We start from the raw sequence: 24,629 nt of genomic DNA, 5'->3' as shown, positions 1-24,629 counted from the left end.
CTGGCGTGAAGCATAAAAAAGCCAAGCTTGAGCTTGGCTAAAGATGATACAAGGAGGAGAGGCTCTCGTTATGCTGGGCAACCTTCTAATTTGTAGATGGCATACCCTTGCTGTTTGATTGTTTCATCAAACTCAGGCACAGAGATAGAGGTGTGACAAAAGGCACAACCGCCACGACGGATTTCGGCATCGGCCTCACCGATTTCTGTTAACCATTTTCTTGCTGTGGTGAGTGCTAACTCAGCATCTTTAGTGGGTAGCAACACATCGAAGTGAAGTCGCTTTCCTTTGCTGGTATATGCATAGGTATCAAAAACATGAACTGACATAATGATTCCTTAACCTTTATTTGCCGTGGCTTTAGCTGGGTGTTGGGCAACGACTTTACCTGGTAGTGACAAGTCACCCGATGCGACATCGTTAACGGCGGTGACACATAGTAGTGGGTTGTGAACACTGTCGTTCACTTGCAGTACCGCTGTAACAGCATCGAATTGGAAGTCTTCTTGGAATGACAGATCTTTAGTTGGTACTTCAACCGTTACTTCGTTTTTCACAAATTCAGGTGTGTAACCTGGGCTGTCGATGTAGATTGGAAGGCCAGGCCAGGTGGCTGGCATTTTAGGCTGCTGGCCTTCAGGAATATCTTTAACTTTAAGGCCGCCACCACAAGATTCATCCTTGGTTAATACCACCCAGTGAGAATGCCATTCGTTGCCATCATTGGCTTTGTCGCCATCTAAGTTCTCATCGAACTTAGGAGTATCATCAAAATCTGGATGTGAGGTAACTGCAAGGGCAAGGATACCTTGGCCTTTTTCAAATCCAACTACTTCTGAGTCTAAGTTGGTCGGCCATACATAACTGTAGACTTCTGAGCCACCTAGTTTACCAATTGCCTTAGGTTTGGTTTGACCTAATTTATCGGTCACTTCGGCTTGAAAGGTAAGTGAAGCGGCATTTTTTACGACTTTAGCATGGGTAAGGTCGAATTCACTGGCGACTTTAGTATTGGCTTCACTTTTAATGTGACCATGATGATCGCCACCGGCTAATGCGTTGCTGCTAAGACCTAAAGAGATGGCTGTTGCTACGGCTGTTGCAAGAAATTGTTTCATTGTCTTTATCCTTTTGTTTAAAGGGCAGCAATAGGCTGCCCAAAATGTCATTAAGCTTTAAGGTCGGCTAAAGATGCGCCGAAGTTAATGTGAAATACACCGCCGTTAAGTAGCACTGCTGGTACCGATTGCACACCAGCTGCTTCTGCTTCAGCTAGACGATCAGGTTGCTCACCTAAATGCACGATCTCGGCGTTAAGCGCCTTGGCGACTTCTTGCTCGGCTTCAACACAGATGGTACAGCCAGCGTGGTAAAAAATGGGTTTGCTCATGGTCTTCTTCCTTTTTAGTTCTCTAATTTATGCTTTTAAATCGGCTAAAGATGCGCCGAAGTTGATGTGGAATACGCCGTCGTTAAGAAGCACCGCTGGTACAGATTGCACACCAGCCGCTTCAGCTTCTGCTAGGCGTTCAGGTTGCTCACCTAAATGCACGATCTCGGCGTTAAGGGCTTTAGCGACTTCTTGCTCGGCTTCAACACAGATGCTGCAGCCAGCATGGTAAAAAATGGGTTTGCTCATTTTCATGTCCTCTTGATTTGGTCTCTTAAAAAAAGGTTTCGCTTCGAAACTTTACTTAGTGTAGCGAAGGGATTATTCTTGTCAAATGGTTTCGATTAAAAACTTTATTAAATTTTAAGGACAGTAATGAGAAAAGCAGACAACATTGGCGAATCACTAGAAAGAATATGCATGCTATTTCGTAACGAATTGCGTTTAGCTGGGCTGGAATATGGACTGCAACCTGTTCATTTAGAAGTACTATTTTATTTATCTCGAGCAGATCATAAAACCAACAAACCCGCCAATGTCACAGAGTTTCTTGGTATTACGAAGGGAAGCGCTTCACAGTCAATTTCTCTGTTGGCGGAGAAAAAATTGCTCATAAAGCGCAGTGATGAGACAGATAAACGCATTGTTCACCTTGAGTTAACACCTGAAGGTATGTCATTAGCGCGTATTGCTATTCCCCCAAAAACTATTCGTCAGGCGTTGGAAAATGCCGAACACACCAAAGGAGAGTTATTACAACAGCAATTGCAAGGTTTGCTTACGGATATTCAAGGTCAGTTGACTGATTCCAAGACCAGTTATGAATAGATTCACTACAGAAGGAAATAAAGAGATGGTACAGAAACTTAATGTTCATTTTATCGTGCACGAGTATTTTGAAGGGCCTGGAGCATTCTTGCTATGGGCTAACAGTAAGGACTATCGAGTGAGTTATTCCAGAGTATATTTACAGGAGCCGCTACCTTTAGACGCTGATCAGATTGATATACTCATTGTCTTGGGCGGACCGCAAAGTCCTGCTACTACGCTCAGCGAATGCGCTTATTTTGATAAACAAAAAGAGACCGCTCTGATTAAGCAGTGTATAGAGGCCGACAAGATAGTATTGGGTGTCTGCTTGGGGGCGCAGTTAATTGGTGAAGCATTAGGAGCCCAATTTGAACATAGCCCACATCGTGAAGTCGGCTATTTTTCGATTAACCTGACACCCGAGGGTCGACAAAATTCGAAACTGGCACATTTTGCCACGCAAGAAGTGGTCGGCCATTGGCATAATGACATGCCGGGTTTAACACCAGATAGTAAGATACTTGCAACGAGTGAGGGGTGCCCGAGACAAATAGTACAGTACCAAGATCGAGTTTATGGATTTCAGTGCCATTTAGAGTTCACACATGACACCTTATCCCACTTAATCGAAAATGCCCTTGGTGATATCACTCAAGCCAAGGCTGATGATTATGTGCAAACGCCACAGACGATCATGGGTCATGATCATCGAGAGATGAATGCTTTGCTGATGGGATTTTTGGACCACTTAGTCATTGATTATTGCCGTTAAGGTCAGCCATTTTCCAATAAGACAGCTTGGCGCTATGTTTAACTTGCTTAATTAACAAGGTTTTAGTGTACAGATCTATAAGGCTTAGCTTATGACTATCATTAAATCGACTATCGCCACCGTTCAGCAGGGGGTGGCAAGGGCGGACGGGAAATTAGTGTTAACGGGGGATGAAGTTCGATTCACCCCGTTTAATCAACAGCTTGGGCTTGGACCTTATGTGTTTAAACCGGAACAAATCAGTACGGTGACTCGATGTCTGGGTAAGGGAGGCGGCATTATTCCTATTACCACGGATGCGATTCGTGTGACCTTGGTCGATCAGCAAGTCTATGAGTTTATTGTGGCAGAACCCGATAGCTGGATCACAGCCCTAGTTTAGCTCCCTTGTAATTAAGATCTTGGTAGGCAAAATGGCGGTATTATCGTTTTAACCCTACAGAACTAAGGGAATAATAGTGCTGAAAACAATAATGGCTCTGGGATTGCTAATACTGGCCGTATCGGGTTGTGTTAATCGTGATGAAATTTATGCCAACCCGCCCGCCGAGCTGGTGACTTACGTCGATCAAATCATGCCTGCGGCCACTGCCTTCGTTACTGAAAATGAACAAGTTGCGCTGCAAAAAGGTAGTCCTTTAACTGCTGCACAATTAGTCATCGCCGATAAAATAGGGTTACAGGATGCTGAAAAAGTACGAGTGTACTATGTTGACACGCTACCCTTCCCACAAGATCCGGAGCTTGCAGCGTTAGCCAAAAAATACGGTTATAGCTCTCCCATGATGGCCGCTTACACCTATGGTTATGGCATTTGGATCAAGCATAGCGAAAAGCAAAATACCGAGTTGTTGGCTCATGAGCTAATCCACGTGCGCCAAGCCGAGCAGTTAGGCTTAAACGAGCAAACCAAACAGTACTTAATGCAGCTGTTTATTTATGGTTACAGCAAGGCACCGATGGAGCTTGAAGCTTATCGCGAAGCACCTAAGTATAAGTAATGTATAAACTTTATTACGCGCCAAATAATGCCAGTTTGGCGCCGCATTTTATTTTGCATCATGTTCAGGCCGACTATGAGTTAGTGCTGGTGGACAGAAAAGCGAAAGCACAAAAGTCGACGGCATATTTAGCGCTCAACCCTGCTGGTCGGATACCGACGTTATTGGTTGACCAGCAAGCTATTTTTGAAAGTAGCGCGATTTGTATTCATCTCTGCGAGCTCTTTCCCGAATACGGTTTGATGCCTGCGATAGATGAGCCACAGCGGCCGTTGTTTTTTCAATGGTTGGCTTATCTAAACAATACCTTGCAAACCGCGTTAATGGCGCGTTATTACCCGCAGCGCCATACCCAAGATGAATCAGGCTGGGCAGCAGTGATCGCTGCGCAAGATAAGCTGATTAGTGAAGCTTTAGGGATAATCAATTCTCAACTTTCACATCAGCCATATTTGTTAGGGGCGAGGTTAACGGCCTGTGATTATTTCTTATTTATGTTGGCGGGCTGGGCCTTGCCCGTGAATCCTTCACCATTCGATTTTCCCCATTTAGCGGCTTACCTAAAGCGCATGGCTACCAAGCCCGTGATCCAGTCGGTGTGCGCTGTAGAAGGGATCAGCTTAGCGGCATTTGGTTAGATCATTTAAGGGCTTAAACAATGGCAGACATCACCTTTATTTGTGGCTTTATCGGCTCAGGAAAAACCACTTACGCTAATCAACTTGCCCAGCAGCAAGGGGCATTTCGCTTTTCGATAGATGAGTGGATGATCCCGCTGTATGGCGAGCATATGTCGCGCGAAGACTTTGATCGCCGTTTAGCCGTGCTACAAGATTTATTTAAACAGGCTGCATTGCAATTGCATGCCTTAAAGGTCCCTGTGATTTTTGATTTTGGTTTTTGGACGCAAAGGGATCGTCAACAATTCACCTTATGGGCAAAAAACCATGGCATGAGCAGCGAAATCCATTATCTTGCAACGGATTTCGCGATTTGTCGGGAGCGTGCGCTTTGGCGCAATACTCAAGATGACGGCAAAAGCTATACCATGACGCCCGAGATGCTGGATTTGTTCTGGTCTTGGTTTGAGCCACCCCTTGAAACAGAGACTATTTATCAAGTCGACTTAGAGAGCGATTAAGCATAGCCACTAAGTTGTTACCCTTTGTCTAAATCTCGCTCAGCACCCCTTGCTTAAAATTGACCAGCCCTTGTTGCATGTATGTTCGCCAATCGCTGTTAGCAAAGGTGAGGTCGAATAACCAACGTCCAGGCGCCATTAAATTCCCAGGGAAGGAATCTGGCTTTAACGCGAAGCGATAATTCCAAATGATCTCTGTGGTGCCATTTTGCGGTTTAAATAAAAACTCACCTTCACCATAAGCGATAGCGGCGGCATCGGGCAGTGTGTAGGCCCATACGGTGTAAGCAAAGCGGTTGTTTTGATTGTCGGTTAACTCTTCTATTGCACCATATCCTGATGTCAGACAAACACTGCGTCTGTCGCCTGCTAGCAGGTAGTTTTCCCCCTTCAAGTTTTGAGTGTAGGCCACGCCCGCAACCGAGTCTGTTTCGGTCAGCAATTTGGCTAGGGGAAATGATTGAAAGTATTGATATACCTCCTCGACAGGAGCGGGAATGCTGATACGTTCCGATACCAGTACCGTGTTAGGTTGTGACTTGGGCAAGGGGAGTTTGGCTAATTCTGCGAGAGATTGATCTAAGCAACTTGTTTGCTGGCTGGTTGGCCCTGCTGCTTGAGAGATAGGGGCAAACATTAGCGCACTCATTGCTATCGGGATAACTATTTTTTTCATTTGGTCTTCTCCAAGGTAGATAAGTGCGCAGATCTTAAAGTATGGTGTATAGCCCCTAGCCAACCGCAAGATTGAAAAAAATGTTGAAAAATGAGCTGATGAAAAAAAGTGGCTTAAATCGGGACACGATTCGCCATTACACTAAGATAGGTTTGCTTAAGCCGATTCGATTGGCTAATGGATACCTCGATTATCCAACGAGTTCATTATCGCGGATTGAGCTAATTAAGCATGCTAAGGCAATCGGGATGACGTTAAACCAAGTGGTGGAATTACTTGACCCATGGGAAAAAGGAGTGATTAGCGATGATCAAAAAATGCTTATTTTTCAAGAGCAATTGACCGAAATCGATACAAAGATAGCGTCGCTCCAGCAAGCTAAATGCTATCTAAAGCAAAAATTAGCTCACTTGAAGCAGACGATGGAGGAGCAGGTTGCTTAATTCAGTTCTATTTGGCTTAGGCTGATCCTGACTCCCTCAATGCGCGTTTAAAAGTATCTTGTCACCACGCGCTTTGCGAGGTATTCATTGAGCTCAAACCCGGCCATTGAGCTGCTATCGTAGTCACCGCCCATGGTGGCAATCACTAAATCTCGCTCGGGATAAACGATGATACTGTTACCGCCCCAACCGAGAGCTGAGATAGAGCTAACTTGCTGTTGGCCAACATTATATTGGTTAAGCCACCAATAGTAGCCATAGGAGCTGCCAGCCCAAGCAGACCAAGGCTTGGCGAGTTGATTTTGGGTCGACTGCGCTACCCACTGCTGAGAAACGATTTGTTTACCCTGCCATTTCCCTTGATCGAGAAGCATTTGCCCTAGTTTGGCGCGGTCCCATACGGTGAGGTAAACACCGCCATTGGTATTGGGTGAGGAGTTACCGCCAAAGGTGTGCCAATGCCAATATTGAATGCCCATAGGTGTGAATAAATGCTGCTGGGCAAAATCAAATAAATTGGTTTGCGTTGCATTTTGGATGATTTGACCAATAAGAAAGGGCTGCCATTCGCCGTAAGCAAAACTGCCTGTGGCATTTGAGTTAGCCGGTAAAGAGGCGACATATCGCGCAGGATTGCTCGCATAGAACATCTTATCAATCGAGTTGTTGGTGTTAATGCTGCCGTCACTCTTATATAGCTGCTGATTCCAGCTTATCGCGTCGGTCATCGTCAGTAAGTCTTTGATAGTGATATTGGCCTTAGCACCGGTGAAGTATTGACTTAACGAGCCTAGATAGCGAGCGGCAGGATCATCTACGCTCTTGATAAAGCCTTGGTCAATTGCAATGCCCAGTAGTAAGCTGGTCACGCTTTTGGTTAATGAATTGGTTTGGTAGGTTTCATTACTGACGGCGCCATTCGCCGTGTCAAACCAACTATAGACAGGTACCCCTTTATGGTACACCACCATGCCACCTAAAGCATGATTGTTATCGCGACTAGCATAAGCGGTAAAGTTATCGAGTGCGCGTTTTTGTGCTGTGGTGAGGGTATCTTTTAATGTTGGAATTTGCTGCAGGTTACGTTGACCTTCGCTATGGCCACCGTAATAGCCCCTGCCATAGGCGTCCATGGTAATGGGGCTGGTGTTATACACTTGGGGTGGTTTGGTGGCACAGGCAGAAATAAACAACAGAGCGAACAAAAATAGGTATTTCACGGTTTTCTCAATTAAATAGATAATATCGCTCGTATTTTATATTGGTTTGATGTTTTTGTAATGCTTTTTTATGAACATCTTGACCCCATTAATGGGGTCAAGATGATTGGGTATAAACCTTGTTCTTATTGCCGCTTTACTCAGGGTTAGCGCGAGTACTGGTGTCCTAGCATGACCTGACTACTAGGATATTGCTGCTGCAACTGTGCGGCTAAGCTTTTTAGCTGTTGTAAGCTGGTTTGATTTTGCGCTTGGTTTTGTGTGAATTGTCCCGGCTCGACTTGGTTGTCCCACCCCCATTGGGTATGAGAGACATCACCCACCACTAATACGGGGCCGGTTTGGGCATTGACCAGATACGCGGTCGATCCGGGCGTGTGGCCCGGCATATGCAGGGCAAAGACCGAGCCATCACCAAAAATATCGACAATGTCGCCTTGCCATTGTTGTAGTGCTGGCCTGCCTTTAAGTAGTGAGTTAATCACGTGTTGGGTGGCCACATTCATCCAATAACGGCTTTGCCCTTCATTGTTGCCAACATAGATGGGGGTCTCTAGAGCGAGGTCGGGCAGGCCGGAAATATGATCTAAATGTAGGTGAGTCAAAAACACGCCCTTGATGGCGGGGCGCTGAGCCGCGGCAAGATAGGCTTGGGTGGATTGATGCAGGTTTAACAACTCAAAACCAAACAGTGAATGCAATATGGCGTTGATCCCGAACTTAGCTGGGTCGTCTAATAGTTGAGCCGACACCCCGGTATCGATTAAATAATCCCCTTGTATGGGATGTTGGATATGATATGCAAATATGTGAATGGCTTCATTTTTATCAACGAGTTTGGCTTGCTTGGCTTTGGGGTGGTTTAAGTTGACTAGACCCGACAATGGCACTTGCCAATCGGCGGCAACAAATCGCGTAAACGGTACTTGAGTACCTTGAGCTAGGCGCGCCAGCATTTCGGCTTCAGTGACGACGCTCCCTTGTGGTTGTTCACTGACTTGATGGAGAGTGGCGCGAGTCTGACTGATGGCAATGAGGGAAGCCAGTGTTATCAGTAGGCCGATAACTAACCATACATAGCGTTTTTTCATCTTACTTTCCATTGTATAAATAAATGTCGATATGACGATTTTAGCTATGAATAATTGATTGTTAATCCGCTAAAAATGCATTTGCCCATTCATAATTGAATAGATGTGTTACCTAGCTCTCATCTTTAATTGATATTTGGTTGGTTGTTTTGTGACCTTCAAGCGCCGTGTCTACACTTTATTTCGGGTATGGCATAGGTGAGGGAAAAAAGATGAGAGCGATAGGGTGGTTTATTTTATTTATTGCGAGCCTTAATCAGGCAATGGCATCGTGCGAAGGGGCGTTTATTGCGCGGCAAGACGCACGCTTTTCGGCTCAAGGTGATTACTGGTATCAAGGTTTTGAGGTGCCAGAGGGATCGGTTGGTGAGTTCGTTTTTCGCGTGGTTGCGGTTGGCAGCATTGATGCAACCGTCATTGATGAAGCTGATGTCCAGCGCTTTATTGATGGTCAGAGTGTGGGGGCGTATAGTATTTTTTCGCAAAAAATCGGCACCCAAGGTATTTCATTGCCGGCGGGTAATTATGCGGTGGCGTTAAGGAATAGACTGGATGGCGAGAGCCGCTATTCCATCGAACTCGATTGTGACAAAACATACAGTGATGCGACGCGCATTGATGCCATGACACGTGCCGAGCAGATCTCAGCGGGAGCAAAGTATTATCACTCGCTTACTGTCAACGAAGGTTATCGCTTGTGGGTTGACGGCGTTAGCCTTGGGCTTGAAACCTTTATTATTCCTTCTAGCCAATTAAGCGCATTCACGTCTAACCAAGAGTTTCAGTACTACACCGACTTTGGCAGCATCGCCAGTGCTAACCAACCGGGCGGTTATGAAATCAAGCTCAGCCCTGGGGAGTATTATTTAGCATTACGTAACCTCAATGATGAGCCGATGCCAGTTACCTTTACGATTGAACTGTTTCAAATCACCGACGAAGGGGTTGAGCAAGATAATCTCGATGAAGATGGCAATGTGATCCCGAGCTCGCCAGATTTAACGGCCAGTGGAATGACGTTTGAAGGGCAATCGAGTGTCAATATTGCGAACGGGGTGTTGTCGGCTGAAATCGCGAGTTTGGCGAATTATAGCAACCAGAGTATTGGCCCACTTACCTTGCTCTGGCTGGCCAGTAAAGATGGCGAGGTCAATGGCTCGACCATCATAGCGCGCAAACCTTTTACTGATTTTAATAACTCTGATGGCGTATTCACAAGTGGTAGCCGCTATACAGATATCACCTTGACGACGGAATACACGCCGCCAAGTTATGGTCAATATCAAGTCATACTGGTGGTGGTTGATTCGGCAACCGAAACCATGGTTTACGATAAAATTGTCTATAGCAATAGCATGACGTTAGGTGAAGCGCCTAGTGAGCCTGAGCCGAGTGATAGCGTTGATATAGGCAGTGAATCAAGCGGCGATTCAAGCTCTGGAGGTGGCGGCATGGCTTTTTGGATCATGCTGTTAGCGGTTTTAGTATGGTGTAAGCGTCGTGGTTAGAGGTGTTCGATCAAGCTCAGCAAATCGCTGGGTTTGATCCACTCATTTACGGTGCTATTCTGCTGACCAAACGAGTTAATTTGAGTAAGAGGTAATGGACTTGAGCGGTCAGCAAACGGGGCCAAATTGGCAAGATCTTAAATTGTTTCTTGCTGTTGCAGAGTCGGGCAGTTTTAGTGCTGCGGCCCGCTTGTTAGGGTTGGGTCAGCCTACTTTAAGTCGACGCATTGCCGAGTTTGAAAGTGATTTAGGCACAAGCTTGTTTGTCCGCTTGCCCCAAGGGTGCCAGTTAACCGAAACTGGGCGTGCGTTATTGCCTGCAGCGCAGCAAATGGCGTGTTGGGCGCAGCAGGCAAAACTGGCATTAACGCCAACGCCACACCAAGTTAAAGGTAAGGTGCGTGTGACCGCGCCGCCGGGCATTGCGTTCACGATTGTGCCAACGGTAGCAAAACAAGTTCGAGAGCGTTTTCCTGATATTCAATTGGAAGTGATCAGTAGCGTGGATACCTTAGACTTGGCGCGTGGTGAAGCGGATATTTCCTTACGAACCCAGTTACCGAGCTCGAATGAATTGCTTTGTTTAGCCTCGCTGCGCAGCGAAATGGCGGCCTATGCGCATCCCGAATACATTAAGACGCTCGTTGCTCGCCCTGAACTGGCAGACATCGATTGGATTTGCTGGGCGCCCCCTTTTGAGCAATTGCAGGTTAACCAAGTGCTGCAATCGCAAATTGATCATTTCACCCCTTGTTTTAGTAGCGATGACTTTAATGTGCAGCTGGCTGCTTGCGCGGCAGGCGTGGGAGCCATGGTATTGCCATTGGCGATTTGTGATCATCCTTTGTTGCAAGCATTACGACCTTTACCTTTGGATATTAGTCAGTATGGCATTGGCGAGCTCTATTTGGTTGTGCATCGACGTCAGGCCCATTTGCCAAAGATTAAGCAGGTTGCGAATGCGGTGGCGGATCATTTTGCCGCGGTCACTGCGCAGTTGTAATTCTATTGAGCATGCTGTCAAATTGCAGTCAAGCTGATGGCTAGGCACTTGTTGTTGCTCTGTGCTTTAGTATAATCGCGCCTCGATTTTTTGGGTTCCCTCACCCCAACCAACAAAAAGGTACAATATGAATACTCATACCTTAACGCAGGCAAAGTTTGCCTTGCTTGTTCTATCGCTATTTCACATTGGCATCATTGCATCCAGTAATTACTTGGTGCAACTGCCGGTCACTATTTTGGGAATGCACACTACTTGGGGCGCGTTTACCTTTCCGTTTATCTTTTTGGCAACGGATTTAACGGTACGCATCTTTGGTGCGGCCTTGGCGCGCAAGATTATTTTTGTGGTGATGCTGCCGGCATTAGTCATTTCTTACTTATTGTCGGTGCTCTTCTTTAATGGTGAATACCAAGGGCTGGCAGGCTTGGCCGAGTTTAATGCTTTTGTTGGCCGCATTGCACTGGCCAGTTTCTTAGCTTACTGCTTAGGTCAATTGCTGGATATTTCGGTGTTTAACCGCATGCGTCAGTGGCCGCAGTGGTGGGTCGCGCCGTTAGCGTCCACTGTATTGGGTAACTTGCTTGATACCTTGATTTTCTTTTTTGTGGCCTTTTATCAGTCCAGCGATGCTTTTATGGCCGCTCACTGGTTTGAAATCGCCCTGGCTGATTATGGCTTTAAACTCTTGATTAGTGTGTTGGTGTTTTTGCCTTTCTATGGCGTTATTCTGACTAAGTTGCAGAAATACCTACTTAAATCTGAGCGCTTATGTGATCAAGATAAAGCCAAGGCCGTAGAAGTATTAGCTCGTTAGTGCTTAGTGGGTTAGAATACGGCGTTTTTTTGCACTCGTGTCATGCATTCAGAGGTAACAATGACCACAGAAACTCAGGGAAAGGAAGATATTTATGCCGATATTCGTCCTTATAACGACAGTGAGATCGCCGATGTAATTCGTCGCATCACCCATGATGCTGAGTTCATTGAGGCCATGACAAAGATCCGCTTTCCGCGTTTAGCGACTTGGGCGCCTTGGCTAATGCAACCTTTGGTTAAGCAAGCCTTGATTAAAAAGTGGGCAGGGCTGAACTCCGTGGCAAAAGTGCAGGACGAAGTGGCGTCATACATGCAAGGTATGATCAACACCACCACCTCTAAGGTGACATTTTGCGGTCTTGACCAACTTCAACCTGACCAGGCTTATTTATTTGTTTCGAATCACCGTGACATCGCCATGGACCCGGCATTTGTGAACTGGGGGTTGTACCATAATAAACTTGGTACCGTGCGCATTGCCATAGGTGATAACTTACTGAAAAAGCCGTTTGTGACCGATTTAATGAAGCTTAACAAGAGCTTTATTGTGAAGCGTTCCGCCACTGCGCCGCGGGCCATGATGGCAGCGTTTTCACACTTGTCCGCTTATATCAAGGATTCGTTAGATACGGGCAACAATATTTGGATTGCGCAAAAAGAAGGCCGAGCTAAAGACGGTTATGATAAAACCGATCCTGCTATCATTAAAATGTTCTACATGCATGGTAAGAAGCAGAAAATCGCCTTTCCCGACTATATCAAGCAGCTCAAAATTGTGCCGGTTGCGATCTCTTACGAGTATGATCCGGGTGATATCAGTAAAGCGCGTGAGTTAGTGGCAACCGAGCAAGACGGTAAATACGAGAAAGCCGAGTTTGAAGACATTGTTAGTATTATGGAAGGCATCAAGGGCAAAAAAGGGCACGTTCATGTGGCTTTTGGCCAGCCGCTAACGGAAGAATTTGCGACAGCCGAGGATGTCGCACAAGCTATCGATGACTGTATTTATCGTCAATATTATTTGCATCCTTCTAATTTATTGGCGGCCAAGGTGCCAGAGGCAGAAAAGGTGACCTTTGTTGATCGTCAAGCATTTGAAGATCACATGAACCAAGTGCCAGAGTCACTACGTGAGCGAGTAATGGCCATGTATGCTCAGCCGGTATTTAATCGCGCCAAAGTTACAGCATAACCTACTGTTAGATTTGCGGGACTGCAGTCTTGTGGGAGCCGCAGTCATGCGGCGATAGATGCCAAACCTCAATCGATAAATCGCACCATCACTGGTGCTCCTACAGGAGGTTGCTTGTGATCACTCGATTACCTAAATGGGTTGAATACGGCGCGTTTCTGTTGGCTTTATTGGCCGGATGCGTTAATGCTATCGGTTTGTTAGGCTTTGACCATCAGGCCGTATCACATCTTTCTGGCTCGGTGACCCAATTTGGGGTTGGCCTGTTTACGCTTAATCCCGTTACGCTTCATCTCTTTTGGGTCATTGTTAGCTTCCTAGTGGGCGCGATGATCAGTGGCGTGTTGATAGAAAACACGGCCTTAAAGTTAGGTCGTCATTATGGCTCAGCGCTGTTAATTGAAGGTGGCTTGTTAATCTTAGCCATGTTGGCGCTGCAATACGGTTCTAATTGGGGCCATTATTTTGCGTCTGCTGCATGTGGCTTACAAAATGCGCTGATCACCACCTATAGCGGTGCGGTTGTTCGCACCACCCATGTCACCGGCGTATTTACCGATTTAGGTTTGATGATAGGGGCAAGGCTGCGCGGCCAAGCTTTTGATAAGCGAAAGGCTATTTTGTTTAGCATTATCATCGTGGGTTTTGTATTAGGTGGAGTGCTTGGGGCGGCCCTGTATCAACAGTGGCACTATTTGGCCTTACTTGTGCCCGCAGCCATGGCCGTATTATTAGCCCTGCTTTATCACGCGTTAGTGCGGGATAAACCCCCCCGTTTAGATTAGGGCGTGCTGGCCCCTATTCAGCTTAGATGGGTAAGGTGAACGGGCTTAGGGTAATTTCCCAAGTCTTTATTGGCATTATTAAGTACACTATAGGGATATTCCTTTTTAGTGATGATCCATAGTTTATGCCACAAGCCGATGCCCATTTCTCCAGCCTAGCGTTAATGCCCGCGCTTTTATCTCGTTTGGCCGAACTCAAGTATGTTAAGCCCACTGCAATCCAATCGTCTATTATCCCACCTGCGCTGGCGGGGAGGGATATTCTTGCGGGCGCGAATACCGGATCGGGTAAAACGGCGGCGTTCGCCCTGCCTATCTTGCAGCGCTTAGCCAACGCGAAACCGAACAAGGCGAAAGCTTCGGGCAATTGGGTGAGAGCCTTGGTGTTAGTACCCACAAGAGAATTAGCCCAGCAAGTTAGCGCGAGCTTTGCGTCTTACGGCCAACATTTACAGCCTAAAATGAAGGTAACCTGTGTGCAAGGTGGGGTATCCGCCAACACGCAAATGTTGGCATTGCGCGGCGGTAGCGATGTGGTGGTGGCGACGCCAGGTCGTTTATTGGACTTGATTGCAAATAATGCGTTGAAGCTGGAGCAAGTTGAGGCCTTGGTGCTTGATGAGGCTGACCGGTTGTTAAGCTTAGGTTTTGCCGAAGAGTTACAGGCCCTATTGAGGTTAATGCCTAGTCGCAAGCAAACCTTGCTGTTTTCCGCGACGTTTCCAGAAGAATTAACGAGCTTAACCGAGAAATTATTGACCGACCCGGTGTCGCTACAATTGCAACATCAGCAACAAAGTACGCTGGAACAACGCGTTATCACGGTGAATAAAAACCAAAAGGTGGCGTTGCTCAGTCATTTAGTGAAACAAAATGCGTGGTCACAGGTCTTAATTTTTGCCAACGCCAAGAAGACCTGTGACCGTTTGGCACAAAAGCTAGAAAAAGCGGGAATTAAGGCGCAGGTGTTTCACAGCGACAAAGGGCAAGGGGCGCGTAACCGTATCTTAACGGGTTTTAAAGTGGGTGAGATTGAGGTGCTGATTGCCACCGATATTGCGGCGCGGGGGATCGACATTGATAAGTTACCCGTGGTGATTAACTATGAGCTGCCGCGCAGCCCAGCCGATTATATGCACCGTATTGGCCGAAGTGGTCGTGCGGGTGCAGCGGGCTTAGCCTTATCGCTGATTGCTCATGATGAATACCAGCACTTTAAGTTGATTGAAAAGAAAAACAAATTTCGTCTGCCACGTGAGCAGTACGAGGGATTTGAGGCCGATGCTGAGGCGCCTGCAGGTTGTCCGTCACGCCTTGCTAAGCCTGCGATCCCCGCACCCGGCATGGGTAAAAAGAAACGTAAGCAAGCCCAAAGCGGTCATAACAGTCAGAGTCAGAATAAGGTGAAAGGCACGACTAAGCGTGGTAAAGACCCCTTGGCTGCCGCTCAAGCCATGGTGGATGATGCTTGGGCTAATTGGAAGAATAAATAGTTTGGGGCTGATGCCTGTTAGTGGGAGCTAGGCTTTGGTGGGAAGCCTTATTGGAGAGAAACCCTGTGGGAGCGGTTTTTAAACCGCGATTAACGTGTCTACCACGCGCTGTTTCGCGGAATGAATTCCGCTCCCACGAAAGAACATTCCCACCAAAAACCGCTTCTACAAACAAGGATCATGAGGAGGGATAATGCAACTTACTTTGATGACGCTTAATTTACTCAATTTTGTCGCACCTCCTAATGCGGCTTATGAAATAGACAATATTTTAAGCGCGCAGCAGTGGCAGAAAAAGCAAGACTGGATCGCTCAAACTCTCTCTGATGCGAAAGCCGATGTGATCGGTTTTCAGGAAGTCTTTTCCGCTGCTGAACTGGCCAGTGTGTGTGCCGAGCAAGGCTATGGGCATTTTATCTCGACCTTGCCCGAACAAACGTCGGATAGCCATGTGTTCATCAAACCTGGGTTAGCATTAGCAAGTAAGTATCCATTAGATACAAAGTCCTTACATGATGATTTAGCGGCACATTTGTTTAGTCGTGAGCCACTTATTGCGCAGGTTAGTGTCCCCGGTTTTGGTGCTTTGCGCTTGTATGTCGTGCATTTAAAATCAAAACGTGCCCTCCTTGATCGTGATACAGCGGCGCAAGCCAGTGAGCTCGAGCATTATATGGGGCGTTGGGCCAGTGACCAATTGCGCAGCCAAGAAATGAGCCTGTTGATGCAAGACATTTTGTTGCAACGCCAACAGGTTAAGCAGGGGGTGGTGGTGTTTGGAGACTTTAATGACGACCTCTCTCAGGGGGCGTTGCCGCTAGCCTTTGCTACGCCAAGCCCTAAGGCGATAGACAGTGAAAACACTTGGTCGATGCACGATAGCTATTCGCTTTTTGCCACCACAGATGAGCGTCGACCAACCCATTATTATGGGGTGCACGGACGGATATTAGATTACATCTTATTGTCGGGCGAGTTTGCTTCAAACTATGGCCAACAAATTGGTTTGGTAACAGGGTATGAATGTTTGGATCACCATTTAACCCACGCTGACTTTGCCGAGCACAGCCAAGCGAGTGACCATGCTGCTGTGGTCGTGAAGTTAACCAGTCTATGTCGATAGGTTTAGCTTGATTGAGGCGCCATGACATGGCGTTAGTAAGGATAGCCAAGATACAAATGGGGATTGCACCTTGGCTAATTGAGGGTAAGGGCTGTTAAGCGAAATCTGTATATTGTCTGTATTTCACTTTAAAGAAAATGATGTACAGCACAGGGACGATTAACAAGGTAAGTATGGTGGCCACGCCAAGACCAAACATCACCACTGCCGCCATGGACTCAAAGAAAGCGTCGGTGATCAAGGGCAAAATACCTAAGATAGTGGTGACCGCTGCCATACATACCGGGCGCACGCGGCTCACTGTGGAGTCAAACACGGCTTGGTAAGGCTCTTTACCTTCGGCAATTTCGATATTGATTTGATCAAGTAACACGATGCCGTTTTTCAATAGCATGCCCGATAAACTCAGCATCCCCAGCAGCGCCATAAAGCTAAAGGGTTTATCCAATACCAGCAGGCCTGAGGTAATCCCGATTAAGGCTAATGGCACACACGCCCAGATCACCAGCGGTTTGCGCACTGAGTTAAATAGGAACACGGTGATCAAGAACATGAACAAGAAACCCAATGGTAAGGTAGCAAATAATGCCGCCTGAGCATCTTGTGATGATTCATATTCACCGCCCCATTGCAGCTCATAGCCGTCGGGTAATTCGAGCGCTTCAACCTGAGGTTTTACCTTGGCAAATAGTGCCGCAGGCAATAAGTCATATTCAAAGTCGGCGTCGGCAAAGACGGTCAGTGTGCGTTTGCGGTCTTGGCGTTGAATGATGGGATCTTCAAACTTCACCGCAAAACCATCTACAACCTGTTGCATTGGCACATATGCATTCAACGCAGGGCTCCATATCCGTAAGCTTTCTAGTGACTCTATATCGATGCGCTCTTCTTCGGGCAGGCGGCTGATGATAGGCAGCAGCGACGTCCCTTCACGATAAAGGCCGACTGGCAATCCAGAGAAGGCAAAGGCCAAGGTGCTGTCGACATCGCGTTTACTGATCCCCAAGCGTCGGCCTTGGGTTTCATTAAATTGGGGTTCGATATATTTCACTCGTTCGCGCCAGTTGTGGCGCACATTAACCGTGCCCGGAGTGGCGTTAAATATCGCCATCACTTGCACCCCAATTTGGCGCAATACATCGGGATCGGCACCCACAATACGGGCCTCTATCTTAGCGTCGGTCGATGGGCCTATCTCAAGACGCTTAAACTTGTATTGCGCTTGTGGATACTGACTTTCGAGCTGTTGGCGCAGGGCGACCATGGTGGGCTCTAGATTATCAAAGGCAGTGGTACGAACAGCAATTTGCGCGTAAGCACCGTAGTTTTTCTCTGGCGAGTAAGTGAGCAAGAAGCGTTGAAAGCCTTTACCTACTGTGGTGGTGACGAACTCAATGTGTTCAAGTTTGAGCGCATCCGCTTCCATTTTCGCTACCGTGGTTTGGGTTTGGCGAATGTCCGTGCCCTCGGGTAGCCATACATCGACTAAGAATATGGGCGTAGTTGAAGGAGGGAAGAAGGATTGTTTGACGAACCCAAACCCAACGACAGAGGCCGCGAATGCGACAACCACGAGCACCACACTGGTCCATCTAAATCGTAGACAAACATCGAGTAACTTTTTGTAAAGTGTGAAAAATGCGCCGCCATAGGGATCTTTCTGTTCGTCGGTTGCATTGTCTGTGGTGTTGTCTTTGAAAAACAAATCGGCCAAAAAGGGTGTGATCGTGATGGCCGTGATCCAAGATAAAAACAGTGAAAACAGCAGCACCCAGAATAATGAGCCGGCAAACTCACCCGTTGAGTCGGGCGATAAGCCAATCGGTGCAAATGCGGCTATCGCGATGACGGTGGCGGCCAGTAGCGGCCAAATGGTTTGTTTCACGATGCCTTGAGCTGCCTCAAGGGTCGTTTGTCCGCGTTGGCGGCCGATCAAGATGCCCTCTACGACAACGATGGCGTTATCGACCAACATACCCAGTGCAATAATCAGCGCCCCTAACGAGATGCGTTGCAGTTCGATCTCGGCCTGTAACATCAGCATAAAGGTGCCTAAACAGGTCAGGAATAAGATAATGCCGATAAGGACACCGCTCTTAAAGCCCATAAAGAATAGCAATACCCCGACCACAATCACGACCGCGGCAATCAAGTTCCAAACAAAGCTGGAAACGGATTTATCGACCTCAGTGGGCTGGCTATACATGGTTTCGATGATCATGCCCGCAGGGCGAGCATAGTCAATGTCGGCAAGCTTATCAGCCACGGCCTTGCCCACGTCGACCACATTAACGCCTGAAGTAAATGAAATACCCAGGTTGATGGCTTGATGTTGATTGAAGCTAATTAAGTTGCTGGGGATATCTTGGTAACCTCGGCTGACCGTTGCCACGTCTTTCAAAAAGATCAATTTGTTGCCTGAAGTCCCTGGGATCACGAGGTCTTCCAGCTCTTTAACCGATTTAAATGCACCACTTGGACGCAACCGAATATTGTCACTACTGATGCGAATGTTACCGGCATCGGTCACCATGTTTTGTGAGTTGAGCAAGCTCATGATTAAGGAAGGGTCGATGTTCGAGCTGGCCAGTTTGTTAAGAGATATTTCAATAAATACCTGCTCATTTTGCTTACCGGCCGCAGACACCTTACTGACACCTGGCACGAGTTCGAGCTCGCGGCTGACGTAGTCAACGTAATCTGATAAGTCTTTGTAGCTGTAATCTTTACCGCTGATCATCAGCATAATGCCAAACACGTCACCAAAATCATCGTTGACCATAGGTTGGCCAACGCCGGGGGGCAGTTTGCCAGACATATCGTTGACCTTGCGCCGCAATTCGTCCCATATCTGTGGCAACTCATTGGGGCCATAGATATTTTTCATGGTGATGGTGACCTGTGACATACCTGCTGTGCTTAATGACTTGATTTCATCAACATAGGGCAGGGCCATGATGGCTTTTTCAATTGGGTAGGTCACCTCTTCTTCTACTTCGGTTGAGGTGGCGCCGGGGTACATGGTGACCACGATGGCGTCTTTAATGGTAAAAGGCGGATCTTCGAGTTGACCCAAACCGGTGAACGCCACTGAGCCACCAATCAGAAGGATCAGAATAAACATCCAACTGATGACGGTATTTTTAATAAAGTAACCTGCAATGTTCATCTTGGTGTTTATCCTTTTCTCAACGCAACTTGTTGTCCTTCAACGAGGCGATTAACCCCGCTGGCAATGATCACTTCGCCGTCATTTAGGCCTTGGGTGATTTCTATCATGGTGCCTGTGATCACGCCAAGGGTCACTTGGCGTTGGGTGACGGTTTGGCTGTCGGCTTGATAGACCCACACACTGGCGGTTTGTTGCTCCAGTTGATCGCCGTCGAGCATGGCCACAGCACTTAATGGAATGGTTTGAGCGCGAGAGTAGGTGTAGGTCACATCATTCAGGTCTACCTCAACTTGTGCGGGCATGCCTTGGAGCACGGGATATTGAGGATCCAGGGGCACATTGAGGGTGACAATATAGGTCTTGGTGGCTGGATCCTTCTCAGTGTTTACCTCCAACGTGGTGCCGACAAAGGTTTGGCTTGGGTAGGCTTCAAACACCACCTTGTATTGACGGCGATGTTCTTTGTACTCATTGCGTTTTGATACGGCTAATAACGTATCGGGTACCTGCACATCAACTTCGATGAACTCGAGCTTGTGCATGGTTAGCACTTCGGTACCGGGCTGGATATTGACAAAAGAATCCAGTGCGACATCACTGACAATGCCATCAAAAGGGGCGCGTAGTTCGGTATAACTTAACTCTAGCTCAGCACTGCGGTTTTGCGCTTTGGCGACCAAATATTGAGCTCGCATTTGGTCGTATTCAGATTGCGCCATCAGTTGTTTATCGAGCATTTTTTGCGCGCGCTGGAACTGATTGTAAGTCGATTGCATGCGTGCTCGGCGATCATTTAAGTTTACCTCATAATCGCGCTTATCCAGCACTGCCAGCAGGTCGCCTTGCTTAACCTTTTGACCGTTGGTGACTAAGATATTGGCGATTTTGCCGTCAACACGAAAGGATAGCTTAGTGAGATCTTGGGCGCGGGCCACGGCGTTGAAGACGCGCTCAACTTTATTGCTGGCTTGAGGGATTTGGTATACCTCTACCGCAACCGGCGGTTTATCTTTTATCTCAACCTCTTGGCAGCCGAGTAAGGCCATAGAGAGCACGAATAATGGCGTGGTTTTGATTAGTTTCATATTAGAGTCCTCGCTCCTTCACCCAGCGCACGGCGGGTTGACCATCCTGCAATTCATTTGCACCTACCGTCACTAAGAGGTCGCCATCCATTAAACCATCCACTAAGCGGCCTTCGGCAAGGGTCACGGCAACCTTCTCCACTCGTTGTTGAGTTTCGTTGAGTCGGAAAACGAAATCTTGACCGTTCTCTTTCACCACTGCGCTTGCTGGGACCTTAGGCTGTGAGCCATCGCTTTTAGCTGGCAGGCTGATACGTACCGACGCCGACATGCCAGGAAAAACATTCAGTTTGTCTGGGCGAGGTAATCTTAAGATCACCGTGTAACTGCCGGTTGTACTGTCGGCAATGGTACTGAGTTCCGTGATATGCGCATCAAACCATTGATCTCTGCTGGGGAATTTAACCTTCACGGCATAGCTGTCATTGGGCTGCTGTGAGGGGTGAGCTGAACTAGTGTGTTCCTGATTTTGATACATGCCAATGAATTGCTCGGGCAATTGAAAGTTTACATCGACCAAGGTATCCGTTTGAATAGTTAACACCGATTCCTTGGGGGCGGTAAACTCAAATACTTCCTTAAACCTTGCCGCCACAATGCCATCATAGGGGGCGACTAACTGGGTATAGCTCAGGTCGTTATTGGTTTTATCAAGGGCGGCTTGAGCGACGCTGTAGTCGCGCTTTACTTTGTCAAAGTCGTTACGGGATATCACGCCTCGTTTAACCAATTCTTGCGAGCGGTTGAACAGCACTTTAGCTAAATTGTACTGCGCTTGAGCGATATCATGTTGCTGTTGATACAGGGCGGCATCCAGCTTTGCTAGCACAGTACCGGCCTTCACGGTTTGTCCAGGGCGGACTAGTATTTCAGCAATGGCGCCGCCAACTTGAAATGACATCACGGCACGGTTTGATGCTTGCACCTCACCTGGCAGGGTGCGCGAGCGTTTGGTATCCGCAAGGTTAATTTGGCTTACTTTGACGGGGCGTTTTATTTCAGGCTGATTGGCCGTTGCGGGCGCTTCTTCGGCGCAAGCGCTGAGCAATAATGCGCTTGCGACGAGTAACAGGCTGAGGGGGGCCAGTTTTTTCATTCGATTATCCGTTCTAATTTGATAGAAGATGGCTAACTTGGTGATTTAAGTGTACTGAAGTCAGCCAGTTATTTATAACCCAAATAGGTTTTTTTTAGGACGAGGTAAGTAAAAAAAACCTTTTCGTGATCACGCAACGATTTTGCTGGTTCACGGCGAGCTTGATAGCAGGGATGCCCTGAGCCCCATTGACAGGACATAACTAAAGGTAAACACCTGAATAATATCGGCTGTCTCACATTTTCATGCTCCAAGCATTTCAATTCATGCTTTCGTTAGCAAAACCTGCTTCAATAAAGTTATTGCTATCAGCGAGAGTCGATATGGTTGTAGTTCGTGGGTTGTTGGTCATTTTTATGGCAGTAGTAACAGGCTTTGCATTGCCTTATTGTTATGCCTTTTTAAATATTAGCTATGTACAGGATGTGCAGGTTTGGTTAGTGACCAATAAGGCATTAGTGGCACTACTTGGCCAATGGTTTTCAGGTGCGTTAGCTGAGCAAGTGATGTATTGGTTGGTAGTGACCGTCACTGCCAGTGTTTACGCCATTTTATTTGGGGCGATCTTGGGGCTGCTGATCGGTTTTCTGCAGTCTGGTCGGTTGTTTTTTTATGTCTGTCTTTGGTATCCGGTGCTGTTTTTTTGCAGCGCTTTTTTTCCGCCTATTTTATCCATTCAGATCGACGGCTACTCGCTAATTAAGCCCATTGAAGCCATCGGCCATAACTGGCAGCCAACGCTTGTGATCTTATTTTCATTGTTCTGTTTGTTTTTTGCCTTGTTTCGTGGCTTCAGCGACATAGAAAAGGAAAAACCGGAGCAAACCGATTATCTATTTCGTTAAGCCTTGGGTTTAAGCAAGAGATGGGAAAAGGAGCTGTTAGGGGCGCATATTTTTGCCATAATGGCGCTAATTTTTGCCGTGAAATGAGTGAAACATGAATCAGATATCTTTTGACCTTACCCGTTTACAAGCCATGCTGGCTGAAGCCAAACAGGCTTCGTTATTGACACCAACCTATGATGATTTATGGAACCCGGCCTGCTACCCCAATGGTGAGTTGGTGAATGAAGACGGCCAAACCGAAAGTGAAGTGGTGCTCAGCGGGGGGGAATTTTGGCCAGATTGGCAGCACATAGAGCCAGCTAAAATTCAGCCCCAGTTGATCCTAATGGCGGAAGGTATTCACGGCATATATATCATTAATAATGTGGGCGGTGATGTGTCACCCGTTGAACGTGGCATGATTTGTTACGCTAAAGGTTTTAATCCAGAGCAGCATCGCGATCAACTCAACAAACAAGTTAAGTTATTTGGTAAAGACGGCCACGCGTTTGTGGTGCCAACAAAGTGGTTAGCCTTGGCAGCAGAAGCAGGCAAAAAGTCATTGGTCATTGATGTCAGTGACAGTGAATGTGAACTTTCATTAAGCTAAGGAGCCCCCATGCAGCTATATACTAATGTGCCCAAGGAAATGCAAAAAAGTGCCAAGTTGGCCGCCATACTGATGATGGTGATAGGTGCATTAGCTGTTATTTTACCTGTCTACTTTGCCACCTTGTCGGTGATGATATTAGGGGTGGCTTTGCTTGCATGTGGGGGCTTGGGTTGGCTCTACAACCGTCATTTAAGTCGTTGCGGCATTAATGAAACCAGTAATCTTATGCCACTTATTTTTTGCTTGCTAGGCTTATTATTACTGCTGGTTCCCTCGTTAACCTTATCGGTGGCCGGATTAATCATCGGGGTTGGGTTAATCTTTTCCGGTGTGATGGGCTGGCTTACTGAGCGGCGAATTGTGAACCCTTCCTTTTGGTGGCAATTACGCCACGGCATCACGGCTTTATTAGGCTTGGTGCTGATTCTATCGGGTGCCACCGGCGCTGCTTGGTTAATTGGTGTGTTATTTGGTTTGAATATCTTAATTGCTGGCGCCAATGTTTGGCTGACTCTTGCCAGTCAGGCTCGCATGCCATAGTTGATATTGATTGTCATTTTCATTAAAGTGGTTGGCTGGGTTTGATGCTAAGTTTTTGGGGGCCGCGAATGAAAACGACAGACAGCCAATGCCAACAGCAACGGCCAGTGGTGCAAGATAACACGCCTAAGATCCAGTTGGAGATCGACCAAGCCACATTGGCTCGCTTATTTGCACAAGGGCATTTATGCGCCGCGCAAATTAATTGCCTGAATTTGACTTCTAAGCAAGCCGTTTGGCACTTATGTCTGCAGGCTTGTGGCCACTGCGTTGAAATACAAGGAGGAACAGAAGCTAAGCAGTCACTCACCTCTTCTCATCTAACAGGTAGCTGGCAGCATCTGACAAAGATTGTTTAGGCGCTAATTAAATGGGAATCTCTCCATTAGTCTGGCTTCGTGCATCCTGCACCTTGAGGTGTCTTGGATATAAAGAACAGAGGCTAGGCAGTCACTCTCCTTACTTCACTTCGCCTCATCTAACAGGTAGCTGGCAGCATTTGCCAAAGATTGTTTAGGCGCTAATTAAATGGGAATCTCTCCATCAGTCTGGCGTCGTGCATCCTGCACCTTGAGGTGTCTTGGGTATAAAGAACAGAGGCTAAGCAATCACTCTCCTTACTTCACCTCACCTAACAGGTAGCTGGCAGCATTTGCCAAAGATTGTTTAGGCGCTAATTAAATGGGAATCTCTCCATTAGTCTGGCTTCGTGCATCCTGCACCTTGAGGTGTCTTGGATATAAAGAACAGAGGCTAAGCAGTCACTCTCCTTACTTCACCTCGCCTCATCTAACAGGTAGCTGGCAGCATTTGCCAAAGATTGTTTAGG

General features: G+C 47.1%; 28 protein-coding genes. 18 read left to right on the top strand and 10 right to left on the bottom strand.

Annotated features, from left to right (window positions below; all coding sequences use genetic code 11):
* Positions 1-68 precede the first annotated feature (68 nt).
* The 4 genes from K6Y21_RS16030 to K6Y21_RS16015 are packed head-to-tail and all read right to left on the bottom strand — an operon-like array spanning position 69 to position 1,639.
* Positions 69-329: a DUF2024 family protein gene (locus K6Y21_RS16030; RefSeq protein ID WP_233072897.1), complete on the bottom strand. Its 261-nt coding sequence runs from the start codon at positions 327-329 to the stop codon at positions 69-71.
* Between the two features lie 9 nt (positions 330-338).
* Entirely contained in the window at positions 339-1,118 is a 780-nt protein-coding gene (locus K6Y21_RS16025) for a hypothetical protein (protein WP_233072896.1), read from the bottom strand.
* A 50-nt stretch (positions 1,119-1,168) separates the two neighbouring features.
* Positions 1,169-1,390: a thioredoxin domain-containing protein gene (locus K6Y21_RS16020; protein WP_233072895.1), complete on the bottom strand. Its 222-nt coding sequence runs from the start codon at positions 1,388-1,390 to the stop codon at positions 1,169-1,171.
* A gap of 27 nt (positions 1,391-1,417) precedes the next feature.
* The gene (locus K6Y21_RS16015; RefSeq protein ID WP_233072894.1) at positions 1,418-1,639 is read right to left on the bottom strand and encodes a thioredoxin domain-containing protein; all 222 of its coding nucleotides are present in this window, start codon (positions 1,637-1,639) and stop codon (positions 1,418-1,420) included.
* A gap of 126 nt (positions 1,640-1,765) precedes the next feature.
* Between K6Y21_RS16015 and K6Y21_RS16010 the strand changes: the two genes are divergently transcribed.
* The 6 genes from K6Y21_RS16010 to K6Y21_RS15985 all read left to right on the top strand — a co-directional run bounded on the left by K6Y21_RS16010 (position 1,766) and on the right by K6Y21_RS15985 (position 5,114).
* Positions 1,766-2,218: a MarR family winged helix-turn-helix transcriptional regulator gene (locus K6Y21_RS16010; RefSeq protein ID WP_233072893.1), complete on the top strand. Its 453-nt coding sequence runs from the start codon at positions 1,766-1,768 to the stop codon at positions 2,216-2,218.
* 25 nt (positions 2,219-2,243) lie between these two features.
* Positions 2,244-2,972 carry a glutamine amidotransferase-related protein gene (locus K6Y21_RS16005; RefSeq protein WP_233072892.1) on the top strand — a complete coding sequence of 243 codons (729 nt, stop codon included), beginning with the start codon at positions 2,244-2,246 and terminating at the stop codon, positions 2,970-2,972.
* A gap of 91 nt (positions 2,973-3,063) precedes the next feature.
* Complete coding sequence (locus K6Y21_RS16000) at positions 3,064-3,354, top strand: hypothetical protein (protein ID WP_233072891.1); 291 nt, start codon at positions 3,064-3,066, stop codon at positions 3,352-3,354.
* Between the two features lie 76 nt (positions 3,355-3,430).
* Positions 3,431-3,973 carry an eCIS core domain-containing protein gene (locus tag K6Y21_RS15995; protein ID WP_233072890.1) on the top strand — a complete coding sequence of 181 codons (543 nt, stop codon included), beginning with the start codon at positions 3,431-3,433 and terminating at the stop codon, positions 3,971-3,973.
* Positions 3,973-4,611: a glutathione S-transferase family protein gene (locus K6Y21_RS15990; protein ID WP_233072889.1), complete on the top strand. Its 639-nt coding sequence runs from the start codon at positions 3,973-3,975 to the stop codon at positions 4,609-4,611. Before K6Y21_RS15995 ends, K6Y21_RS15990 begins: the two co-directional genes overlap by 1 nt.
* A 20-nt stretch (positions 4,612-4,631) precedes the next feature.
* Entirely contained in the window at positions 4,632-5,114 is a 483-nt protein-coding gene (locus K6Y21_RS15985) for a P-loop nucleotide/nucleoside kinase family protein (RefSeq protein WP_233072888.1), read from the top strand.
* Positions 5,115-5,142: 28 nt separating this feature from the next.
* Here the strand turns inward: K6Y21_RS15985 and K6Y21_RS15980 are convergent, their stop codons facing one another.
* Positions 5,143-5,790, bottom strand: coding sequence for an SRPBCC family protein (locus tag K6Y21_RS15980; protein WP_233072887.1), 648 nt, complete (start codon positions 5,788-5,790; stop codon positions 5,143-5,145).
* A 98-nt stretch (positions 5,791-5,888) separates the two neighbouring features.
* Between K6Y21_RS15980 and K6Y21_RS15975 the strand changes: the two genes are divergently transcribed.
* Positions 5,889-6,233 carry a MerR family transcriptional regulator gene (locus K6Y21_RS15975; RefSeq protein ID WP_233072886.1) on the top strand — a complete coding sequence of 115 codons (345 nt, stop codon included), beginning with the start codon at positions 5,889-5,891 and terminating at the stop codon, positions 6,231-6,233.
* A gap of 47 nt (positions 6,234-6,280) precedes the next feature.
* Here the strand turns inward: K6Y21_RS15975 and K6Y21_RS15970 are convergent, their stop codons facing one another.
* Together K6Y21_RS15970 and K6Y21_RS15965 are read right to left on the bottom strand one after the other, a co-directional pair.
* On the bottom strand, positions 6,281-7,453 hold the full coding sequence (locus K6Y21_RS15970; protein ID WP_233072885.1) for a serine hydrolase domain-containing protein: 1,173 nt from the start codon (positions 7,451-7,453) through the stop codon (positions 6,281-6,283).
* Between the two features lie 146 nt (positions 7,454-7,599).
* The gene (locus K6Y21_RS15965; RefSeq protein WP_233072884.1) at positions 7,600-8,544 is read right to left on the bottom strand and encodes an MBL fold metallo-hydrolase; all 945 of its coding nucleotides are present in this window, start codon (positions 8,542-8,544) and stop codon (positions 7,600-7,602) included.
* A gap of 212 nt (positions 8,545-8,756) precedes the next feature.
* Between K6Y21_RS15965 and K6Y21_RS15960 the strand changes: the two genes are divergently transcribed.
* From K6Y21_RS15960 to K6Y21_RS15930, 7 genes are all read left to right on the top strand, one after another.
* Positions 8,757-10,052 (top strand): hypothetical protein, encoded by a 1,296-nt coding sequence (locus K6Y21_RS15960; RefSeq protein WP_233072883.1) that lies wholly within the window; start codon positions 8,757-8,759, stop codon positions 10,050-10,052.
* A gap of 94 nt (positions 10,053-10,146) precedes the next feature.
* The gene (locus tag K6Y21_RS15955) at positions 10,147-11,055 is read left to right on the top strand and encodes a LysR family transcriptional regulator (RefSeq protein ID WP_233072882.1); all 909 of its coding nucleotides are present in this window, start codon (positions 10,147-10,149) and stop codon (positions 11,053-11,055) included.
* 127 nt (positions 11,056-11,182) lie between these two features.
* Positions 11,183-11,872: a 7-cyano-7-deazaguanine/7-aminomethyl-7-deazaguanine transporter gene (locus K6Y21_RS15950; RefSeq protein WP_233072881.1), complete on the top strand. Its 690-nt coding sequence runs from the start codon at positions 11,183-11,185 to the stop codon at positions 11,870-11,872.
* 60 nt (positions 11,873-11,932) lie between these two features.
* Positions 11,933-13,066: a 1-acyl-sn-glycerol-3-phosphate acyltransferase gene (locus K6Y21_RS15945; protein ID WP_233072880.1), complete on the top strand. Its 1,134-nt coding sequence runs from the start codon at positions 11,933-11,935 to the stop codon at positions 13,064-13,066.
* A gap of 116 nt (positions 13,067-13,182) precedes the next feature.
* Positions 13,183-13,851: a YoaK family protein gene (locus K6Y21_RS15940; RefSeq protein WP_233072879.1), complete on the top strand. Its 669-nt coding sequence runs from the start codon at positions 13,183-13,185 to the stop codon at positions 13,849-13,851.
* Positions 13,852-13,976: 125 nt separating this feature from the next.
* Positions 13,977-15,344 (top strand): DEAD/DEAH box helicase, encoded by a 1,368-nt coding sequence (locus K6Y21_RS15935; protein WP_233072878.1) that lies wholly within the window; start codon positions 13,977-13,979, stop codon positions 15,342-15,344.
* A 193-nt stretch (positions 15,345-15,537) separates the two neighbouring features.
* Positions 15,538-16,467, top strand: coding sequence for an endonuclease/exonuclease/phosphatase family protein (locus K6Y21_RS15930; protein WP_233072877.1), 930 nt, complete (start codon positions 15,538-15,540; stop codon positions 16,465-16,467).
* A gap of 94 nt (positions 16,468-16,561) precedes the next feature.
* Here the strand turns inward: K6Y21_RS15930 and K6Y21_RS15925 are convergent, their stop codons facing one another.
* Genes K6Y21_RS15925 through K6Y21_RS15915 form a run of 3 tightly spaced genes read right to left on the bottom strand, consistent with a single transcriptional unit; the run spans position 16,562 to position 21,820 of the window.
* Positions 16,562-19,636 carry an efflux RND transporter permease subunit gene (locus K6Y21_RS15925; protein WP_233072876.1) on the bottom strand — a complete coding sequence of 1,025 codons (3,075 nt, stop codon included), beginning with the start codon at positions 19,634-19,636 and terminating at the stop codon, positions 16,562-16,564.
* An 8-nt stretch (positions 19,637-19,644) separates the two neighbouring features.
* On the bottom strand, positions 19,645-20,724 hold the full coding sequence (locus K6Y21_RS15920) for an efflux RND transporter periplasmic adaptor subunit (protein WP_233072875.1): 1,080 nt from the start codon (positions 20,722-20,724) through the stop codon (positions 19,645-19,647).
* Position 20,725: 1 nt separating this feature from the next.
* Positions 20,726-21,820 (bottom strand): efflux RND transporter periplasmic adaptor subunit, encoded by a 1,095-nt coding sequence (locus K6Y21_RS15915; protein ID WP_233072874.1) that lies wholly within the window; start codon positions 21,818-21,820, stop codon positions 20,726-20,728.
* Positions 21,821-22,176: 356 nt separating this feature from the next.
* Between K6Y21_RS15915 and K6Y21_RS15910 the strand changes: the two genes are divergently transcribed.
* From K6Y21_RS15910 to K6Y21_RS15895, 4 genes are all read left to right on the top strand, one after another.
* Complete coding sequence (locus K6Y21_RS15910; protein ID WP_233072873.1) at positions 22,177-22,665, top strand: hypothetical protein; 489 nt, start codon at positions 22,177-22,179, stop codon at positions 22,663-22,665.
* Between the two features lie 94 nt (positions 22,666-22,759).
* Positions 22,760-23,257 (top strand): hypothetical protein, encoded by a 498-nt coding sequence (locus tag K6Y21_RS15905; RefSeq protein WP_233072872.1) that lies wholly within the window; start codon positions 22,760-22,762, stop codon positions 23,255-23,257.
* 9 nt (positions 23,258-23,266) lie between these two features.
* On the top strand, positions 23,267-23,800 hold the full coding sequence (locus K6Y21_RS15900; RefSeq protein ID WP_233072871.1) for a DUF308 domain-containing protein: 534 nt from the start codon (positions 23,267-23,269) through the stop codon (positions 23,798-23,800).
* 68 nt (positions 23,801-23,868) lie between these two features.
* Positions 23,869-24,159: a hypothetical protein gene (locus tag K6Y21_RS15895; RefSeq protein ID WP_233072870.1), complete on the top strand. Its 291-nt coding sequence runs from the start codon at positions 23,869-23,871 to the stop codon at positions 24,157-24,159.
* The last annotated feature ends 470 nt before the right edge of the window (positions 24,160-24,629 follow it).

Origin of the sequence: Motilimonas eburnea, from assembly GCF_021295345.1 — a bacterium.
In the GTDB taxonomy this organism is placed as follows: Bacteria; Pseudomonadota; Gammaproteobacteria; order Enterobacterales; family CBDFNC01; genus Motilimonas; species Motilimonas eburnea.
Note: the sequence above shows the minus strand (reverse complement) of the source record. Positions and strands in the feature narration are given on the sequence as shown.

What these genes read in the sequence shown, in the direction of transcription:
- K6Y21_RS16030 (WP_233072897.1), bottom strand. Translation starts at nt 329, where the DNA reads ATGTCAGTTCATGTTTTTGATACCTATGCATATACCAGCAAAGGAAAG.
- K6Y21_RS16025 (WP_233072896.1), bottom strand. Translation starts at nt 1,118, where the DNA reads ATGAAACAATTTCTTGCAACAGCCGTAGCAACAGCCATCTCTTTAGGT.
- K6Y21_RS16020 (WP_233072895.1), bottom strand. Translation starts at nt 1,390, where the DNA reads ATGAGCAAACCCATTTTTTACCACGCTGGCTGTACCATCTGTGTTGAA.
- K6Y21_RS16015 (WP_233072894.1), bottom strand. Translation starts at nt 1,639, where the DNA reads ATGAGCAAACCCATTTTTTACCATGCTGGCTGCAGCATCTGTGTTGAA.
- K6Y21_RS16010 (WP_233072893.1), top strand. Translation starts at nt 1,766, where the DNA reads ATGAGAAAAGCAGACAACATTGGCGAATCACTAGAAAGAATATGCATG.
- K6Y21_RS16005 (WP_233072892.1), top strand. Translation starts at nt 2,244, where the DNA reads ATGGTACAGAAACTTAATGTTCATTTTATCGTGCACGAGTATTTTGAA.
- K6Y21_RS16000 (WP_233072891.1), top strand. Translation starts at nt 3,064, where the DNA reads ATGACTATCATTAAATCGACTATCGCCACCGTTCAGCAGGGGGTGGCA.
- K6Y21_RS15990 (WP_233072889.1), top strand. Translation starts at nt 3,973, where the DNA reads ATGTATAAACTTTATTACGCGCCAAATAATGCCAGTTTGGCGCCGCAT.
- K6Y21_RS15985 (WP_233072888.1), top strand. Translation starts at nt 4,632, where the DNA reads ATGGCAGACATCACCTTTATTTGTGGCTTTATCGGCTCAGGAAAAACC.
- K6Y21_RS15980 (WP_233072887.1), bottom strand. Translation starts at nt 5,790, where the DNA reads ATGAAAAAAATAGTTATCCCGATAGCAATGAGTGCGCTAATGTTTGCC.
- K6Y21_RS15975 (WP_233072886.1), top strand. Translation starts at nt 5,889, where the DNA reads ATGAAAAAAAGTGGCTTAAATCGGGACACGATTCGCCATTACACTAAG.
- K6Y21_RS15965 (WP_233072884.1), bottom strand. Translation starts at nt 8,544, where the DNA reads ATGAAAAAACGCTATGTATGGTTAGTTATCGGCCTACTGATAACACTG.
- K6Y21_RS15960 (WP_233072883.1), top strand. Translation starts at nt 8,757, where the DNA reads ATGAGAGCGATAGGGTGGTTTATTTTATTTATTGCGAGCCTTAATCAG.
- K6Y21_RS15955 (WP_233072882.1), top strand. Translation starts at nt 10,147, where the DNA reads ATGGACTTGAGCGGTCAGCAAACGGGGCCAAATTGGCAAGATCTTAAA.
- K6Y21_RS15950 (WP_233072881.1), top strand. Translation starts at nt 11,183, where the DNA reads ATGAATACTCATACCTTAACGCAGGCAAAGTTTGCCTTGCTTGTTCTA.
- K6Y21_RS15945 (WP_233072880.1), top strand. Translation starts at nt 11,933, where the DNA reads ATGACCACAGAAACTCAGGGAAAGGAAGATATTTATGCCGATATTCGT.
- K6Y21_RS15935 (WP_233072878.1), top strand. Translation starts at nt 13,977, where the DNA reads ATGCCACAAGCCGATGCCCATTTCTCCAGCCTAGCGTTAATGCCCGCG.
- K6Y21_RS15930 (WP_233072877.1), top strand. Translation starts at nt 15,538, where the DNA reads ATGCAACTTACTTTGATGACGCTTAATTTACTCAATTTTGTCGCACCT.
- K6Y21_RS15925 (WP_233072876.1), bottom strand. Translation starts at nt 19,636, where the DNA reads ATGAACATTGCAGGTTACTTTATTAAAAATACCGTCATCAGTTGGATG.
- K6Y21_RS15920 (WP_233072875.1), bottom strand. Translation starts at nt 20,724, where the DNA reads ATGAAACTAATCAAAACCACGCCATTATTCGTGCTCTCTATGGCCTTA.
- K6Y21_RS15915 (WP_233072874.1), bottom strand. Translation starts at nt 21,820, where the DNA reads ATGAAAAAACTGGCCCCCCTCAGCCTGTTACTCGTCGCAAGCGCATTA.
- K6Y21_RS15910 (WP_233072873.1), top strand. Translation starts at nt 22,177, where the DNA reads ATGGCAGTAGTAACAGGCTTTGCATTGCCTTATTGTTATGCCTTTTTA.
- K6Y21_RS15905 (WP_233072872.1), top strand. Translation starts at nt 22,760, where the DNA reads ATGAATCAGATATCTTTTGACCTTACCCGTTTACAAGCCATGCTGGCT.
- K6Y21_RS15900 (WP_233072871.1), top strand. Translation starts at nt 23,267, where the DNA reads ATGCAGCTATATACTAATGTGCCCAAGGAAATGCAAAAAAGTGCCAAG.
- K6Y21_RS15895 (WP_233072870.1), top strand. Translation starts at nt 23,869, where the DNA reads ATGAAAACGACAGACAGCCAATGCCAACAGCAACGGCCAGTGGTGCAA.